Consider the following 17,258-nt stretch of genomic DNA (forward strand, 5'->3'; position numbering starts at 1 on the left):
ACCCGGGTCTCGTAAACACATTGAGCCTGATAAGTGAGCGGCAGATCCGGATAGATGACTGCCAGATCGGCCAAAACTCCAGACAGGCCACCGTCCAGCAGCGCAGCCGTATAGAGCTTGTTAAGTAAGTCGGCCTGGTTTCTCACTGTGTGTTGACCCTCAAAGGACTTCATGCGGAAGCAATCAACATAAAATCTAACAAAAGTTGTATTCCTAGTGCAATTGCACTAATTCGAATTTCAAAATAGATGCTATGAGTGAAGATATTGAAAAGACGATCCTTATTGTACCTTGCGTCATTTAGATCGTTTTACAAAGCTTTAGTTTAGGTCATATTTATCATCAGCAGCGGCAGAAATGCCGCTGCTTTTGTGTCGGCTTGGGCAGACTTGCGAGAGACCGGGTTTTTGGCCCTTGATTGCGGGCATATGGATTGACCGCCAGACCTGACAAAAACTGCATGACATTTGCCGGAAATTGCTGTATACGCCCGCGGAAGCTGGGTGGAATTGCGTCCATATTCATGGGCCGGTTCCAGGATAGGTTCCCCAATGGGGCTTGAAAACCCTTTAGATCCCGGTGGATAGACAGCATGGCCCAGAGTTGGTGAATTCGTTCTCAGCCTCGCGGAGGACGCTCTGACCGCTTTGAAAATGAAAAGGGAAATATGCCATGAACATTATCGAGCAGCTTAATGCTGAGGAAATGGCGAAGATTGAAGAGCAGCGCAAGCTTCCTGAATTTTCTCCAGGTGATACAGTTCGCGTCAACGTGAAGGTCACCGAAGGTAACCGTACCCGTACCCAGGCTTATGAAGGTGTTTGCATCGCCCGTTCCGGCGGTGGCATCAACGAGAGCTTTACGGTTCGCAAGATTTCTTATGGCGAAGGCGTTGAGCGTGTCTTCCCGATCTATTCTCCGATGCTGGAAGGTGTTGAGGTCGTCCGCCGCGGTAAAGTTCGTCGCGCGAAGCTCTACTACCTGCGCGACCGTCGTGGTAAGTCCGCGCGTATCGTTGAAAACACCAATGCCCGCTCCAAGCGCCTCAACGAAGAAGCTCGCTCGGTTGCAGCGGCAGCCAAGGTTGCAAAGGCCGAAGCCAAAAAGGCTGAAGCAGAAGCTGCAGCGGCAGAGAGCGCAGCTGAATAAGTCGGTTTTACCGAAAGATTTTTTCGAAAAGGCGGTCCAATCTGGCCGCCTTTTTTGAATGTCAGCCTCTGGCGGTCAATCTCAGTTGAATTCAGCTCAACTTGCAATGCTTGACCTTGAGGCGGAGCTGGGTCATTCACTAGCCAGAATTATGGGAAAAGCATTTCTGCGGTTCAAGAACATGCAGATGAGGGATGCAGGTATCCGGCGCAAGACAGCGCATGCGACGTGGTACCGGTCGGAACGAGGAGACAGCCATGGCGAAGGCACGGACGCTTTACGACAAGATCTGGGACGACCACGCGGTCGACATGCAGCCGGATGGAACCGGTCTGCTCTATATTGACCGGCACCTCGTGCATGAGGTGACCAGCCCGCAGGCATTTGAAGGTCTGCGCATGCACGGACGCAAGGTACGCCAGCCGGAAAAAACGCTTGCCGTTGTCGATCACAATGTTCCGACGACTGACCGCCGTCACGGTATCGATGATCCGGAATCCGCGTTGCAGGTGGAAACACTGGCCAAGAATGCTGCCGAGTTCGGTGTCGAGTATTATTCCGAACTGGATCTGCGTCAGGGTGTCGTTCACATTGTCGGTCCTGAACAGGGGTTCACTCTTCCCGGCATGACCATTGTTTGCGGGGACAGCCATACATCTACCCATGGTGCGTTCGGATCTCTGGCACATGGTATCGGCACGTCGGAAGTGGAGCATGTGCTTGCTACCCAGACACTGATCCAGAAAAAAGCCAAGAACATGCTGGTCAAGGTCAATGGCGAAGTGCCTGAGGGTGTCACCGCGAAAGACATCGTCCTGGCAATTATCGGGAAGATCGGTACAGCAGGTGGCACTGGCTATGTGATTGAATACGCCGGCGACGCAATTCGTTCGCTTTCTATGGAAGGCCGGATGACTGTCTGTAACATGTCCATCGAGGCTGGCGCGCGCGCGGGTCTGATCGCGCCGGATGAAACCACATTCGAATATATCAATGGCCGGCCCAAGGCACCGAAAGGTGAAGCCTGGGATATGGCGCTTGCCTATTGGAAGACGTTGCATTCGGATGCAGACGCTTACTTTGACAAGGTCGTTGAACTGGACGCTGCCAATCTACCGCCGATCGTCTCCTGGGGATCTTCGCCGGAAGATGTTGTGTCAGTGGAAGGCGTTGTGCCGGACCCGAACGAAATCGACGACGAAAACCGGCGCGATTCCAAGAAACGTGCGCTGGATTATATGGGTCTTGAACCGGGCACGAAGATCACGGATATCAAGATTGACCGTGCCTTTATCGGCTCCTGCACCAATGGCCGGATCGAGGACTTGCGTGCGGCTGCCGCCGTGATCGGAAATCACAAGGTTGCTTCGCATGTCAGCGCCATGGTGGTTCCAGGGTCGGGCCTCGTGAAGGAACAGGCTGAAGAAGAAGGTCTCGACCTCATCTTCAAGGAGGCCGGGTTCGAGTGGCGTGAACCGGGATGTTCAATGTGTCTGGCCATGAACGCAGACAAGCTGAAGCCGGGCGAGCGTTGTGCATCGACGTCGAACCGTAACTTTGAAGGCCGTCAGGGTCATAAGGGGCGGACGCATCTGGTTTCTCCCGCCATGGCGGCGGCCGCGGCAATAGCCGGACACTTTGTCGACATCCGCGAATGGACGACAAATTGATTCGCTCAACAGCCGGTTAATTCGAAGGGCGCCTGCGGGCGCCCTTTTTTGTGAGGAGCGCAAATCCGCGACCGTGACGCAGATGACTTCCGTTTTGCCTAAATAATTCAGAGATTTAGGTTAAAAACCTTTTCAGAAACCGCCCATCAACAACTGTGATCAGAATTGAATTTGCCGGGCTTCACAAGACTGTCACCTCGGCACTACAATACTCTCGTCACAAAAGGACATGTTCCGCTGTCCGATTGACTGGATAACGGACAATCCGACAGGATCAATTTGCTTTCACGTATGGGCGCATGACGTGGGCGATTGATCGGACTTAAGATGTTAGGGCGTCTCATCTGAACGCAGGTTGCCCTGGGTGTAAGGAGCGGAAGGTGACAATAGCGGTTTCGCCGGGAACCCATCCGGTGTTGGTGCTCAATGCGGATTACCGGCCTTTGAGTTACTACCCTTTGTCTTTGTGGTCGTGGCAGGACACCGTAAAGGCCGTGTTTCTGGATCGGGTGAATATCGTTGCTGAATATGATGCGGCGGTCCGAAGTCCGAGCTTCGAATTCCGATTGCCCAGCGTTGTCTCGCTCAAGACCTTTGTAAAGCCAAGCCGATATCCTGCCTTCACCCGATTTAACGTATTTCTTCGCGACAGATTTCAGTGTCAGTATTGCGGCTCGAAAGACGAATTGACATTTGACCACCTCATCCCGCGCTCAAAAGGTGGCCTCACCACCTGGGACAATGTCATTACTGCCTGCTCTCCGTGCAACCTGCGCAAATCCAACAAGTCCTGCAAACAGCTGAACATGTGGCCGATGCACATGCCGTTTCAGCCTACCATTCAGGATCTGCACAATAACGGACGTGGTTTCCCGCCGAACTATCTGCATGATAGCTGGTTGGATTTTCTCTATTGGGACACCGAACTGGAACCATAACCCCCATTCAGGTCTGTGTTCTTGCGGTCTTCGGAATTGATTTCACCTTCGTTTCTCCCGCAGCGGGTTAACGGGTGATTAATACTTTCTGCAGAGTTCATTTAAGGCTTTAGGCACTTTTCTGTAGTAGCTGTCTCATAACGTGATGAGGCGGTCATGAGCAAAAACCAGTTAAATCGTTGCAGAAAACTGTTCCGGCGTCTTGCCAGCGAAAGCGCGGCATCCATCCTGCCGATCTTCGGGATCATGCTAACTCTGATGATAGTAATCGCCGGTGCGGCGATTGATATCTCACGCACAATCTCAGCTCGCGAGAAGCTCTCCTACGCGCTTGATGCTGCCGGACTTGCGTTGGCGACCAAGCTGTCCACAGGTGTTCTGACAGACGACGAGATCAAGGATATTCTATCCGACTCCTTCAAGGCTAATCTCGATGGTGAAGGATTTTTGGACGAGGCGATCGAAAATCTGGACTACACGATCGATTCTAATGCTGGCACCGTCAATGTGACGTCCGAGGCAACCCTTGCCAACTATTTCATTGGTATGGGCGGGTATCAGATCAAGGATATTGGTCCGGATTTGTTTTCATTCGGAACGAGCGCGCAGGTCAGTTATTCCCGATTTGATGTTGAGCTGGCGCTTGTTGTTGACGTTACTGGGTCGATGGCCTGGTCACTTGGGTCTACCAGCACCAAAAGAATTGATGCGTTGAAAGACGCGAGTGACGCGATCATCGATATCTTGCTACCGGAAGACGTTGATGCGGACGATAGTAAAGTCCGAATTTCTCTGGTTCCTTATAGCCAGGGAGTGAACTTGAGCAGCTATGCAGAGACAGTGACAAATGGAAACACCGGTTCCAGAAATTGCGCGAGTGAACGGATCGGTGAAGCGCAATTTACGGACGACCCTTACAACTACACGCCTTCAGATGCAGATTTGGTTGAAGATACCTATTTTGGTGGTGGATCAAACAGTTGTTCATCTGCATCCGAGCTACAGCCTCTAACAAATGATCGCGACGTATTGCTCACTGCCATCGAAAATCTTAATCCAACAGGCGGCACTGCCAGTCAAACCGGAACTGCATGGGGATGGTACACGCTTTCCCCAAACTGGAATAATCTGTGGCCGAGCGATTCTCAGCCCGAACCTTACACAAATGAGTTGGTTCTGAAATTTGCGGTCGTCATGACTGACGGAGATAACAACAGATACTACGACTACGATCAAGAAGTGACCGGCTGGTATAGGTCGCATGGAAGTTGGTACTATGGAACCTACACTTGCGAAGGATGGTGCGAAATTGAAGACGATGATGAGTCTTACGACAATGTTTCTTCGACCAGGTCACGCGAGCTTTGTGAGGCAATGAAAGACTCAGGTATTACAGTTTACGGTGTGTATGTAGGTACAGACTCGTCATCCGCTGGAGCGAGAAATATGGAATCCTGTGCGACCGATGAAGACTCCTACTACATGGCAACTTCATCGGATGCTTTGATCCTGGCATTTTCAAATATCGCCAAGAAAATTCAGAAAATTCACTTATCGAAGTAGGTTTGCAAACAAGAGAAAAGGCCCGACGATTGTCGGGCCTTTTTTGTTGATGTCAGTTCTTTCAGTCCCGGTTCTGCCGGTTGTCAATCAGATCGTCGACGACTGTCGGGTCCGCCAGGGTTGATGTGTCACCGAGGTTTTCAAAGCTGTCCTCGGCGATCTTGCGCAGGATGCGGCGCATGATCTTGCCGGAACGGGTCTTCGGCAGGCCCGGGGCAAACTGGATCAGGTCCGGTGAGGCAATCGGGCCGATCTCTGCCCGCACGTGCTTGACCAGTTCCTTTTTCAGCTCGTCCGTCGGCTCCTCGCTCTCCATCAGCGTGACATAGGCATAGATGCCCTGCCCCTTGATATCATGCGGGTAACCGACCACAGCGGCTTCGGACACTTTCGGATGGGCAACCAGGGCGCTTTCCACTTCCGCCGTGCCCATGCGGTGGCCGGAGACGTTGATGACGTCATCGACACGCCCTGTGATCCAGTAATAGCCGTCTTCGTCACGGCGGCAGCCGTCACCGGTGAAGTAAAGACCCTTGTAGGTGGCGAAATAGGTCTGGACGAAGCGTTCGTGATCGCCATAGACGGTACGCATCTGACCGGGCCAGCTGTCCTTTATGACAAGGTTCCCTTCGGTTGCTCCTTCCAGGAATTTGCCTTCCGCGTCGACCACAGCAGGCTGAACACCGAAGAAGGGTCGTGTGGCGGAGCCAGGCTTCAGGTCCGTGGCGCCGGGCAAAGGTGTGATCAGAATGCCACCGGTTTCCGTTTGCCACCAGGTGTCGACAATTGGACAGCGGCCTTCGCCGACAACATTGTAGTACCAGGTCCATGCTTCCGGATTGATCGGTTCGCCAACCGAACCCAGCAGGCGCAAGGATTTGCGTGAGGTCTTGGTGACATGTTCATCGCCGGCCCCCATCAGCGCCCGGATTGCCGTCGGTGCCGTGTAGAAGATATTGACGTCATGCTTGTCGCAAACTTCCCAGAACCGACCGGGTCCCGGATAAGTCGGAACGCCTTCGAACATCAGGGTCGTCGCACCATTTGCGAGCGGGCCGTAAACGATATAGCTGTGGCCGGTCACCCAGCCGACATCCGCCGTACACCAGTAAACGTCGCCTTCATGGTAATCGAAGACATATTCATGGGTCATGGAGGCATAGACCAGATAACCGCCGGTGGTATGCAAGACACCCTTCGGCTGGCCCGTTGAACCTGAAGTATAGAGAATGAACAACGGATCTTCCGCGTTCATTTCGGCAGGCTCACACTGATCCGACACTCGTGAGGCCACATCGTGGTACCAGACGTCACGTCCGTCCTGCATGGAAATGTCACCACCGGTTCGCTTGACGACAATCACGCTCTTGACCGGTGCTTTTTCAACTGCCTTGTCGACATTGGCTTTCAGGGGAACCTTGCGGCCACCACGCAGGCCTTCGTCGGCTGTAACGATACAATCCGACTTGCAGCCTTCAATGCGCTGGGCGAGGCTGTCCGGCGAAAAGCCGCCAAAAACGATGGAATGAACCGCGCCGATGCGTGCGCAAGCAAGCATTGCGTAGGCTGCTTCCGGGATCATCGGCATATAGATCGTGACCCTGTCACCCTTCTTGACACCCTGGTCAAGAAGGACGTTGGCGAACTTGTTCACTTCCTGGCTCAATTGCCGGTAAGTGATGGTCTTGTGTTCGCCCGGATCGTCCCCTTCCCAGATAATCGCCGGCTGATCGCCGCGTTTTTCCAGGTGCCGGTCCACGCAGTTTGCCGAGACATTCAGCGTACCGTCCTCGAACCATTTGATGGAGACATTGTGGTAGTCATACGAGGTGTTTTTCACCTTCGTATAAGGCTTGATCCAGTCAACCCGCTTACCATGCTCGCCCCAGAAGCCGTCCGGATCGTCAACTGAGCGCTGATACATCTCCAGATATTTGGCGTTGTCGACATGTGCCCGCGCGGCAACCTCCGCGGGAACGGGGAAAACAGAGTCAGACATTGAGAACCTCCCAGAAACCACACTCAGGCATGCGGAAGGCGTTTCCCTTCACCGCTGCCCCAATTTGCCGAAGGCCATTATGAGGATGGCCTTACCCAGCGTCCAGAACCAAACTTTAGTCCTTTAGTCGCCGAGTCCTTGGTCTAATGTTCGTGAATTCGCAAGGTGTTACGTTTGCGTCAGCCGAACCAGCCAATGACTATTCCCTGCACAAGAAGCACACCGAGCCAGTGACCGCAATCGATAAAAGTCAGGCTCCAGGGGCGTCCCTGAAAACGGTGATTGATAATCTGGGTGGTCAGAACGATACCGACCCAGATCATAAGCGCGGAAATCACACCCGTGCGTATGCTGGTGCCACCTGCATGATAGATAATTCCGGCAAATACGAAGGCCATGACCAATTGGCAGACAAAAGTCAGTCCAAGAGTTACCGGATCCGGTCTGGTTTGTTCTTCGGTCAAACTTGCGGCCTTCATCCAGGCCTTGCCCAGAACCCCGTACCAGATCGATCCGAATATGAAGGCTCCGACGGCTGCAGCGACAACCGCGATCAGATTCACACCATCAAACATCATGAGATTGCCCCTCCGCAATTTTGACAGCCAAGTTGGAAGGATTTGCCGGAAAGATCAAGCCAGGTGAGCGACCGGATGTATCAATCTTTCAGCCAGACGCTGAGTGGACCGCAATCTTCAAAGCCGAGCTGACGGTAGACCGGCAGCACTTCCCTGTCGGTCTCGTAGGTGCAGACAGGTTTATGTGCAAAGGGTTCCAGCAATGCGTGGAGGGCGCTGTAAAGCCAATTCTTGCGGCAAAAGACATTGGAAAGTCCGATGACGTCGGCGCCGTTCAATTTCGGGCCGGCGTTGAAAATGGCACCGGCCTTGAGTTCTCCGTCTTTCTGGATGGCCGCAAAGTCGATTGCCTTATTGTCCAGCAATTCGGGGGCAAACAAAGGATGAAGTTCTTCATCTGTATTCCAGGCGGCCAGCCATTTGTTCAGTCCCTCGGCATGGGTTACCTTCAGCCAATCTGAAGATAAGTGAGGTTTGCGGTTGGCCTGTTCAGGTCTGAACAGCCAAACGCCGGAAAACAGCTTGCGGTATCCATATTGGCTAAGGTCCAGGGTATCGAAACTGTCCTTGACCGCAGAACCTCTCGGCAATGCTTTGAGTGCACGGTCCAGGTCCGCAGCCGGTCTTGGCGAAAGCGTGACGATATTCGGATAAAGGGGGAGTGATTTGCCGTCGGCATACCAGAAACTTGAGTGGAATCGCGTTTCAGCTCCCGCAGACTTCAACATTTCGTCGCACCAGAGCGCATTGTTGTGTGTGCAGGCGTCTTGTTTCCCGGCAATCATGAAGTCTCAGCAATGTCCGTCTATGAGGTCAACCCGCCTCTTTCGATAATGAACTCTACCACGGAATTCACACCGTCACCTGCCTTTGTGTTTGCAAAGACAAAGGGCCTGTCCTTACGCATTTTCCTTGCATCCCGGTCCATCACATCCAGATTGGCACCAACATGGGGTGCAAGATCCGTTTTGTTGATGATCAAAAGGTCGGACCGGGTGATGCCCGGGCCGCCTTTTCGCGGAATTTCCTCTCCTGCTGCCACGTCAATGACATAGAGCGTCAGATCGGCAAGCTCAGGTGAAAAGGTCGCCGCCAGATTGTCACCACCCGATTCTATCAGGATCAGGTCCAGGTCCGGTATGGAACGCGTGAGGTCCTGCACGGCAGCCAGGTTAATGGACGCATCCTCCCGGATGGCCGTGTGAGGACAGCCGCCGGTCTCCACACCTCGGATCCGGTCGCTGGTGAGGGCCTGGGAGCGCATCAGTGCTTCGGCATCCTCGCTGGTGTAGATGTCGTTGGTGATAACGCCGAGCGAATACGTTTCCCGCATGGCTTTGCACAGTCGATCTGTCAATGTGGTTTTGCCCGAGCCGACCGGGCCACCGATCCCGACGCGTAAAGGGCCGTTAAGGGAACTCATGAGCGGAACAACCTCGAATACTGGGTTTCATGTGCCATGGAGGCAATGTCTGCAAGAAAGGTGGACGTACCGAGATCATCCAGCCCGGCCTCTCTTGCGCGGCTTGATACTTCAAAAATCATCGGTTCCAAGGCGGCCAGAACTTTCTGGCCGTCACTTTGCCCAAGCGGAACAGCTCGTACCGCAACAGAAATGATGTTCGCCGCGAACGCGTGGAGAAAGGACGTCAGGACCGCTTCTTCGGGTATGTCATGGGCAGCTGAAACCAATCCCAATGCAACCGGGTAAGGCCACGGGTCCTGATCGGCCTCGGCAACGCGATCAAACAGCCTACCGGCTTTGGACAGTGTGTCCGGCTTCCAGCTATTTGTAATCGCTTCAATGAAGGCCGTGCCTTGCGCGCTTGTTTCCAGGTGGCGCTCCTTTGACGGCTGCAATGCAAGTCCGAGTTCTCGCAGTTCCTGAACAGTATCAGCATTGCCTGCAAGTGCTTCCCGGTAGGTTTCCTTCAAAAGAATTGCGTCGCTGCGACCGGCGCCAAATTGCAGGATATCGGCCAGCCAGTTTTCCAGATCGGCAGCATTGCTTATGCCGCCCTGATCGATCACCTGTTCCAGCCCGTGGCTGTAGGTAAAGGCACCGATTGGAAAGGCGGGAGAAAGGAATGCCAGCAGTCGATAGAGCGCGGACGAAGTGACGGTATCAGTCACGCCCGTGGCCCCGTTCGTGGCCCCGTTCGTGGCCATGTCCGTGGTGGTGTCCATCCCCGTGATCATGTCCGTGAGTCTGTCCGTGTCCATATGCGCCACCTTCGGGATCGAAGGGTGCCGAAACGGGTGTTAGCTGCCCCCCAAGCCTGGTGACCATGTCTTCAATCACATGGTCCCTGCGGATCCTCACTGTCATTCCCATCAGCTGTGTTGGCAGATGCCGATTGCCCAGATGCCAGGCGATTTTTACAAGATGTGCAGTGTCCTTTGCAGCAATCTCCACCAACTCTTCCGGTTCTGCCAGGACTTCAACGATGCGCCCGTCCTCGAGCTCCAGACCGTCACCGTGACGCAAGTGAACCGCACTCGGTTCGTCCAGCAGGAAGGTCAGGCCGTTTTCGCCTGTGAGAACCGCTCGGCGGCGATGCCGGTCTTCCCGGTCGAGGATAATCCGGTCGCTCGGTTCCACATTCCATTGTCCGCTCGGATGGATTTTGGATATTCGGATCATGAGGTGGCGTCGACCCTTGTTTTCATGGCCTTGAAACCAGGCCGTTCCCGAAGGCGCTTGAAATAGTCGTAGACCGGCCCGTCTCCGGGAATATCGAACTTGGCGGCAATGGCCCAGCCAGAGCAATGGCCAATGACTATGTCGGCAATCGTGAAAGTATCTCCCATCACATAGGGACCATCACCAAGACGTCGTTCCAGGGTTTTCAGGCCTCGACTGAACTCCAGCTTGCAGACCTCCTTGATCGCAGGAACCCGGACTTCTTCCGGCAGGATGAACGTGTTTTTTGCCGCCGTCCAAAGGGCCCCTTCCAGAACATCGACCCCGAATTGGGTAAAACTGTCCTGTCGAGCACGATCCAGGGTGCCGGACGGGAAAGTGAAACTGCCATGCTTGTCGGCGAGATAGGTGCAGATGGCGACGGACTCGGTGATCGCTGTGTCACCCTCCACAAGGATCGGCACCTTGCCGTCCGGTGTAACCGCCAATACCGGCTCGGATTGCGGCATGGCCGGGGTCAGCTCATATGGCTCGCCAAGCTCCTCCAGAAGCCACAAGACCCGCATGCAGCGCGTCCGCGGAAAACCAATTACCTTGTACATGTCTGCACGCTCCCGTGGATCATCTGCCGGAACCTAAAACAGGAAATAGCGCTGCGCCATCGGCAGCTCCTGTGCCGGTTCGCAGGTCAAGAGTTCACCGTTTGCACGAACCTCATAGGTTTCCGGATGAACCTCGATGTCCGGTGTCGCATCGTTCAAGACCATGGATTTCTTGGAAATTCCGCTGCGTACATTTCTTACCGGGAGAACGAGACTGTCGAGCCCGGACTTGTCCTTGACGCCGCTGTCGAAGGCAGCCTGCGAGACAAATGTCACCCGGCTCTCGGTCATGGCCTTGCCAAAGGCGCCGAACATCGGTCGGTAGTGCACAGGTTGCGGGGTTGGGATCGATGCATTCGGATCGCCCATCGGAGCGGCGGCGATCGTGCCGAGCTTCAGGATCATATCCGGTTTCACACCGAAGAATTTGGGGTCCCAGAGGACCAGGTCCGCCAGTTTTCCGGTTTCGATCGAACCGATATGTTCGTCCAGTCCGTGGGCGATGGCCGGATTGATCGTGATCTTTGACATGTAGCGCTTGACGCGGAAATTGTCGTTTTCACCGGTCTCGTCCGCAAGGCGGCCCCGCTGCACTTTCATCTTGTGAGCGGTTTGCAGCGTGCGGATGATCACTTCGCCGACGCGCCCCATGGCCTGACTGTCGGAGGCGATGATCGAAAAGGCGCCCATGTCGTGAAGAATGTCTTCCGCGGCGATTGTCTCCTTGCGAATACGGCTCTCGGCAAAGGCGACATCCTCTGGAATGGAGCTGTCGAGATGATGACAGACCATGAGCATGTCGAGATGCTCTTCCAGCGTATTGACCGTATAGGGGCGTGTCGGATTGGTAGAAGACGGTAATACGTTCGTTTCGCCACAAACCTTGATGATATCCGGCGCGTGACCGCCGCCGGCCCCTTCGGTGTGGAAGGCGTGGATGGTTCTGTCCTTGAAGGCTGCCGTGGTGTTTTCGACGAACCCGGATTCGTTCAAGGTGTCGGTGTGGATCATCACCTGGACGTCGTATTCGTCGGCGACGGAAAGGCAGGTGTCAATGGCTGCCGGTGTGGTGCCCCAGTCTTCATGAAGCTTCAGTGCCGAAGCGCCGGCCAGGATCTGCTCCTCAAGGGCAGCAGGAAGGGAGGCGTTGCCTTTGCCCGCAAAAGCCAGGTTCATCGGAAAACTGTCGGCCGACTGCAACATACGGGTGATGTGCCACGGACCCGGTGTACAGGTTGTCGCGTTGGTGCCGGTGGCAGGTCCGGTGCCGCCGCCCAGCATGGTGGTGACGCCGGACATCAGTGCATCATCTATCTGCTGGGGGCAGATAAAATGAATATGAACGTCCAGGGCGCCGGCAGTCAGGATCTTGCCCTCCCCTGCAATTGCTTCGGTTCCCGGCCCGATAATGATATCGACGTCAGGCTGAATGTCCGGATTGCCGGCTTTGCCGATACCGGCAATGCGACCGTCCTTCAAGCCGACATCGGCTTTGACGATACCCCAGTGATCGACGATCAGCGCGTTGGTGATGACCGTGTCGACGGCACCAGCCGACCGCGGTGCCTGAGATTGGCCCATGCCGTCCCGGATGACCTTGCCACCGCCGAACTTGACCTCCTCCCCATAGGTGGTGAAGTCGTTCTCCACTTCGATGATAAGTTCGGTGTCGGCCAGGCGAACCTTGTCGCCGGTCGTCGGTCCGAACATGTCCGCATAAGCGGCACGCGGCATTTTATAGGCCATTTTATCTCCAATTGGCGATCAGACAGGCGTCAGGTCAGTTGTCGTAGTCTTCCAGCGTGGCTTCCAGATCTTCAGTCCGGTGCATGGTGAGAATGATCATGCAATTGCGGTAAAGCTCATTGCCGCGCGTGCCACCCATGAAGGGAAAGCCATACGCCCTGCAGTCCTTTTCCCGGTAGTTTTTCCAGGCTGCCTGCGCCTCCTCCAGCGAAGCCGGGCTTCCTTTCAGATGCGCCGGCAGTGCGTCGTCCATTTCGACGACCTTGGCCATGAGCTTTTCAAACGCTGCGTCCATCTTGGTGTTGGCTTCCGTCAACGCCTTTTCCGCGCAATAGGTTCGCTCGGAATTGTTGAGCGGATAGCCGCAGTCAATGTTCTCCTGGGCACTTGCGAATGAAGTGAAGAAAAACAGGCAGGCGATTGCCATGATTGGAGTTAGGTATTCCATCAGTTTCCGAGCCCTGCTGCGAAGGTTTTCAGATCGTGTGTCCGATCCTTGGTGATCTTGAGCATGCACTCATTGATCAGCAAAGGTTGAATCGAACCGCCATCCGGATAGTTGTAGACTTCGCAGGCTTTGTCACGATACGTGATCCAGGCGCGCTGCGCGTCACGTAGTTTGTCCGGTGATCCCCACAGGCTGGTGGCTTCGCTCACAGCCGCCTTGTAAGCTTCGTTCAATGCCTTGTCGGCATTCTGGTAGGCTTTGTAGGAACATATGTTCAGATCCGTCTGGGTCTGGGCGTTGAGGCATTCCGCCGGGGGTGCTTCTTGAGCCTGTGCTCCAAAGACGTGCAGCGCCATGACTGCCAAGGTCAGTGTACCAATCCTTGCTTGCATGGTTTCCTCCCCATGACCGAACTAAAGTCGGCCCATGATTTTCTGATTGAACCCGAAGACTGTGCGATTGCCTCGATAAGGCACCAGTATGACGGAGCGGGTCTGGCCTGGTTCGAAACGGACCGCCGTGCCTGCGGGTATGTCGAGGCGCATCCCCTTTGCAGTTTCCCGATCAAAGGAAAGGGCCTTGTTGGTTTCGGCGAAGTGATAGTGGCTGCCGACCTGAATCGGCCTGTCGCCGGTGTTGGCCACGTCCAACGTTACCGTTTCCATCCCGGCATTCAACTCGATGTCACCGTCGGCGGCGAAAAATTCTCCAGGGATCATGTGGCTCTCCTAAGCAGATTGCGGCGAAGTCAGCGGATCGGTTCGTGGACAGTGACGAGTTTGGTGCCATCTGGAAAGGTGGCTTCCACCTGAACATCGTGGATCATTTCCGCAATACCTTCCATGACCTGCTCGCGCTTCAATACGTTGGCTCCGGCGGCCATCAGGTCAGCGACGGAGCGCCCGTCCCGAGCTCCTTCGACGACGAAATCAGTAATCAAAGCGATGGCTTCGGGATGATTCAACTTCACGCCACGGTCCAATCTGCGGCGGGCAACCATCGCGGCCATTGAAATTAGCAGCTTGTCTTTCTCGCGTGGTGTCAGATTCAAGGCAGGTTCTCCAAACTAGCAGTGCCAGACCCGCGGCAGGTCTGCTGCGCGGTAGCAGGTCAAAAAATGCATCAAAGCGGAACGTAAGTTGCGGCTGTCGGTGGAAACAAGCCTGGCAACCAGCAAACCGTTCCATGTACTGGCCGCCGCACGGGTTGTTTCCGTCTGCACTGTGTCGAGACTGCTTCGGGCAACAGACAACCGGTCCTCGGCATCGATCGCGCAATCCACAAATGTCGCGACAACCTGCCCCTTACCCGCAGTCGCGGGTCCGTGGAGGAACCGGCTCGGATCACCCTGGAAGCGGATGTCGTCCGCAAAAACGAGCTTATTGTCTCGCCGGATCCGCCAACTGTCTTTGAAGGAGACGGATTGAACCTGTTCGCCCATAGCCTTGCGACCGAGTACGATCGATTCCAGCATCAGCAGCCGCGCATCGCCGGCAAGGTCTGCATATATCTGGCGTTTCAGGTCGGATGCCTCGAAAAGAATAGTCTCCTGCGGCAACCATTCCAGGGTCGCACCCGCGCCGACAGCAAGGTGCCCTGTTACTTTTGCCGAGCCTCCGGGGCTCCGGTAGGCGCGTTCGGCAGCCTGACTGGTCACGATTGCGTGTGTGCCCTCGTCAGCGGTGGCCTGGTAACTCAGTTCATCACCTCCGGTCAGACCACCGGCGGTGTTGATCAAAACAGCAGTTGCAGGCTCGTTGTAGACTTTTGGCAGGCGGATCTTGGCGGATCCATTCTGGTACAGGTCTGCGAGCCTTGTCTTTCCGGCCGACAGGGCAAAACGGATCCGTGCAGTACCCTTCACTCGCTGCATGTGCTTTGCATGAGGGCTCAATCCTGATGCCGCTTCAGCATCATACATGTCCGTTCCGCTCCCCGGTTTGTGGTTGTTCGTTCTTGCGGCCGAATAATTTTCACCTTGGTCCCAGGATGATCCGGGAGGCAATGGGGAAGATACCCTTGGCAATCCTAGCAAGACCCAGGCCAATTTCCCGATCAGTGCGGCACACGACTCGCCCGCGGGAAAAGCTCTAGTCTTTTCAGTGAATAAAGATTGTTGCAGTCTGATTTTGACCAAAAATTCAGCAATTGCATAAAAGAATGGCAGTCATGGAAAGCGGCCAAGGGGTTGTACTTCGCGACGCGATCCGGTTTTTTAGGGGCGCAGCAGAAAATTAATTACCTCTGCGTAAACTGCGCGTTCTAATTCTGCGGTGTGACCAGTGAGGGAATCCAGTGCCTGCAAGCCCATTTGGCCGCCTGACATTTATTTTCTTTGCCGTTTTCGCTCTGATCCTGAGTCTGCCTGCCGACTCTGCAAAAGCGGAGATAGGGGCATATATTCTGATCGACGCCAAAACAGGCGCGGTCATTGACCAGAAAAACGCAACCCGCAAATGGTATCCGGCATCCCTAACTAAGATGATGACGGCCTATGTGACCTTCAAGGCGATTCGAGAAGGGCGCGTGACCTTGAATTCGGCGGTGGTGCAGTCGAAAAATTCCCTATCCGAACCGCCCAGCAAAATGGGCTTCAAGGTTGGAACCCGATTCACGGTCGACACGGCGTTGAAAATCATTCTCATCAAGTCCGCCAATGATGTTGCCGTGGCGCTGGGTGAAGCAATTGCAGGTTCTGAAGCTGAATTCCTCGCGATGATGAATGCAGAGGCAAAACGCCTTGGCATGACGCATACCCGTTTCACCAATCCCCATGGCCTTCCGGACAATCGTCAGGTGACTTCTGCGCGGGACATGGCCATCCTGGCCATGGCCTTGCGGCGCGATTTTCCCGAATCGGGAAACTTCTATAATCACCCGGGAATCCGTTTCGGTAAAAAGACCCTTCGGTCCGCCAACCGCGAGTTCCTGCTGCGCGTGCCCGGGGCGAATGGCATGAAGACAGGCTATATCTGCAATTCCGGTTACAATGTCGCTGCCTCGGCAACCCGGCGCGGACGGACCCTGATTGCCGTAATTCTGGGCGCCGGTTCCGGTCTGGAACGGACCGCCTTTGCGCGTGAGCTGTTCGACAAGGGCTTCAAGAAACGAGGCCGTGGCCAGAAAATCGCAAGCCTGACCGGATCTTCGGGAAATCCTCCAGCGGACGGCTATTGCCGACGTAACAAGAGCCCGGGCGCAAAAGGCTATATGGCTCAGTACGATATGGAGAACAAGAAAACGCGGGGCCTTCTGGCATTTGCTGGTGCCGGCAATTCCAAAAACAAGGAAGTGGACCCAAGCGGATACACGCTTGCTAACGGAAAGCCGGACTGGGCAAAGATTCTTGACCGGACGCTTGGTCCTCGCCGTGTCGTCTATCGCCCGCTTCAGGTCAGCCTCGGCAAACCAACCGGTTCGCCTGCTGCAAGCAAAAACGGCGCATCCGCGACAGCAGGAATTCCTGCCGATGACATTCCGGCACCTGTCGCCAATCCCCTGCGGCGAGCGAAACTTGAAATGCGGGAAAAACTCCAAAAGCCGGCCGTTGGAAGCACAGCCGGCGCGATCCCGCAGACGGCCGATGTACGCCCTGGCGCCGCTACAGAAGTTTCGCAGGCTGCTCCTGGGTCAATCTTCCGGAAGGGACTGGATTTTTCCGTTCCCGTTCCCGCCCCAAGCCCGCGCAAGTAAATTTAAGGCGGTACGTCTTTTCAAGCGAGTTCTGACGGTGCGTCCGTCAATGGCTTAACCCTTTATTTACGCTGCTCCTTAACACTGCGGTAAGCATTCATCTGACAGTGGCGAAAGAACTGCAGAAAGAGCAGTGACGCCCGTTGGGTTTCTTCCGGCACAGAATATGCCGACACCAGACAGATCGAGAGATCGCATGATGATTGAACCGAAATCCACCGCGACGAT

18 protein-coding genes are annotated in these 17,258 nt (G+C 54.9%); 5 read left to right on the forward strand and 13 right to left on the reverse strand.

The window, feature by feature from the left end:
• The first annotated feature begins 672 nt into the window (after positions 1-672).
• The 4 genes from rplS (at position 673) to K5905_RS08570 (ending at position 5,320) form a co-directional block, all read left to right on the forward strand.
• Positions 673-1,149, forward strand: coding sequence for a 50S ribosomal protein L19 (gene rplS / locus K5905_RS08555; RefSeq protein WP_297582524.1), 477 nt, complete (start codon positions 673-675; stop codon positions 1,147-1,149).
• A gap of 257 nt (positions 1,150-1,406) precedes the next feature.
• Positions 1,407-2,819: a 3-isopropylmalate dehydratase large subunit gene (gene leuC, locus K5905_RS08560; RefSeq protein ID WP_297582527.1), complete on the forward strand. Its 1,413-nt coding sequence runs from the start codon at positions 1,407-1,409 to the stop codon at positions 2,817-2,819.
• A 380-nt stretch (positions 2,820-3,199) separates the two neighbouring features.
• Positions 3,200-3,757 carry an HNH endonuclease gene (locus K5905_RS08565; RefSeq protein WP_297582529.1) on the forward strand — a complete coding sequence of 186 codons (558 nt, stop codon included), beginning with the start codon at positions 3,200-3,202 and terminating at the stop codon, positions 3,755-3,757.
• 156 nt (positions 3,758-3,913) lie between these two features.
• The gene (locus tag K5905_RS08570; protein WP_297582530.1) at positions 3,914-5,320 is read left to right on the forward strand and encodes a pilus assembly protein TadG-related protein; all 1,407 of its coding nucleotides are present in this window, start codon (positions 3,914-3,916) and stop codon (positions 5,318-5,320) included.
• A gap of 61 nt (positions 5,321-5,381) precedes the next feature.
• On the opposite strand, the gene acs is transcribed toward K5905_RS08570, so the two are convergent.
• From acs to K5905_RS08635, 13 genes are all read right to left on the reverse strand, one after another.
• A complete protein-coding gene (acs, locus tag K5905_RS08575; RefSeq protein ID WP_297582531.1) occupies positions 5,382-7,319 on the reverse strand; it encodes an acetate--CoA ligase in 1,938 nt (645 codons plus the stop codon).
• Positions 7,320-7,498: 179 nt separating this feature from the next.
• A complete protein-coding gene (locus K5905_RS08580) occupies positions 7,499-7,897 on the reverse strand; it encodes a DUF1761 domain-containing protein (RefSeq protein ID WP_297582532.1) in 399 nt (132 codons plus the stop codon).
• An 80-nt stretch (positions 7,898-7,977) separates the two neighbouring features.
• Positions 7,978-8,682 carry a hypothetical protein gene (locus tag K5905_RS08585; RefSeq protein ID WP_297582534.1) on the reverse strand — a complete coding sequence of 235 codons (705 nt, stop codon included), beginning with the start codon at positions 8,680-8,682 and terminating at the stop codon, positions 7,978-7,980.
• A gap of 20 nt (positions 8,683-8,702) precedes the next feature.
• A complete protein-coding gene (gene ureG, locus K5905_RS08590; RefSeq protein ID WP_297582535.1) occupies positions 8,703-9,320 on the reverse strand; it encodes an urease accessory protein UreG in 618 nt (205 codons plus the stop codon).
• Positions 9,317-10,030: an urease accessory protein UreF gene (locus tag K5905_RS08595; protein ID WP_297582536.1), complete on the reverse strand. Its 714-nt coding sequence runs from the start codon at positions 10,028-10,030 to the stop codon at positions 9,317-9,319. Before K5905_RS08595 ends, ureG begins: the two co-directional genes overlap by 4 nt.
• Complete coding sequence (locus tag K5905_RS08600; protein WP_297582537.1) at positions 10,023-10,541, reverse strand: urease accessory protein UreE; 519 nt, start codon at positions 10,539-10,541, stop codon at positions 10,023-10,025. The genes K5905_RS08595 and K5905_RS08600 overlap by 8 nt, the downstream gene beginning before the upstream one ends.
• Positions 10,538-11,143 carry a glutathione S-transferase family protein gene (locus K5905_RS08605; protein WP_297582538.1) on the reverse strand — a complete coding sequence of 202 codons (606 nt, stop codon included), beginning with the start codon at positions 11,141-11,143 and terminating at the stop codon, positions 10,538-10,540. Before K5905_RS08605 ends, K5905_RS08600 begins: the two co-directional genes overlap by 4 nt.
• A 33-nt stretch (positions 11,144-11,176) precedes the next feature.
• Positions 11,177-12,889 (reverse strand): urease subunit alpha, encoded by a 1,713-nt coding sequence (gene ureC / locus K5905_RS08610; RefSeq protein ID WP_297582539.1) that lies wholly within the window; start codon positions 12,887-12,889, stop codon positions 11,177-11,179.
• Between the two features lie 34 nt (positions 12,890-12,923).
• On the reverse strand, positions 12,924-13,337 hold the full coding sequence (locus K5905_RS08615; RefSeq protein WP_297582541.1) for a lysozyme inhibitor LprI family protein: 414 nt from the start codon (positions 13,335-13,337) through the stop codon (positions 12,924-12,926).
• Entirely contained in the window at positions 13,337-13,729 is a 393-nt protein-coding gene (locus K5905_RS08620) for a lysozyme inhibitor LprI family protein (RefSeq protein WP_297582544.1), read from the reverse strand. The genes K5905_RS08615 and K5905_RS08620 overlap by 1 nt, the downstream gene beginning before the upstream one ends.
• A gap of 21 nt (positions 13,730-13,750) precedes the next feature.
• A complete protein-coding gene (locus K5905_RS08625; RefSeq protein WP_297582546.1) occupies positions 13,751-14,056 on the reverse strand; it encodes an urease subunit beta in 306 nt (101 codons plus the stop codon).
• 29 nt (positions 14,057-14,085) lie between these two features.
• Positions 14,086-14,388 carry an urease subunit gamma gene (locus tag K5905_RS08630; RefSeq protein WP_297582548.1) on the reverse strand — a complete coding sequence of 101 codons (303 nt, stop codon included), beginning with the start codon at positions 14,386-14,388 and terminating at the stop codon, positions 14,086-14,088.
• 15 nt (positions 14,389-14,403) lie between these two features.
• Positions 14,404-15,258 (reverse strand): urease accessory protein UreD, encoded by an 855-nt coding sequence (locus K5905_RS08635; protein ID WP_297582551.1) that lies wholly within the window; start codon positions 15,256-15,258, stop codon positions 14,404-14,406.
• Between the two features lie 374 nt (positions 15,259-15,632).
• Here K5905_RS08635 and K5905_RS08640 point away from each other — a divergent pair, with 374 nt between their 5' ends.
• A complete protein-coding gene (locus K5905_RS08640; RefSeq protein ID WP_297582554.1) occupies positions 15,633-17,030 on the forward strand; it encodes a D-alanyl-D-alanine carboxypeptidase family protein in 1,398 nt (465 codons plus the stop codon).
• The last annotated feature ends 228 nt before the right edge of the window (positions 17,031-17,258 follow it).

Origin of the sequence: Roseibium sp., assembly GCF_025698965.1 — a bacterium.
Lineage (GTDB): Bacteria > Pseudomonadota > Alphaproteobacteria > Rhizobiales > Stappiaceae > Roseibium.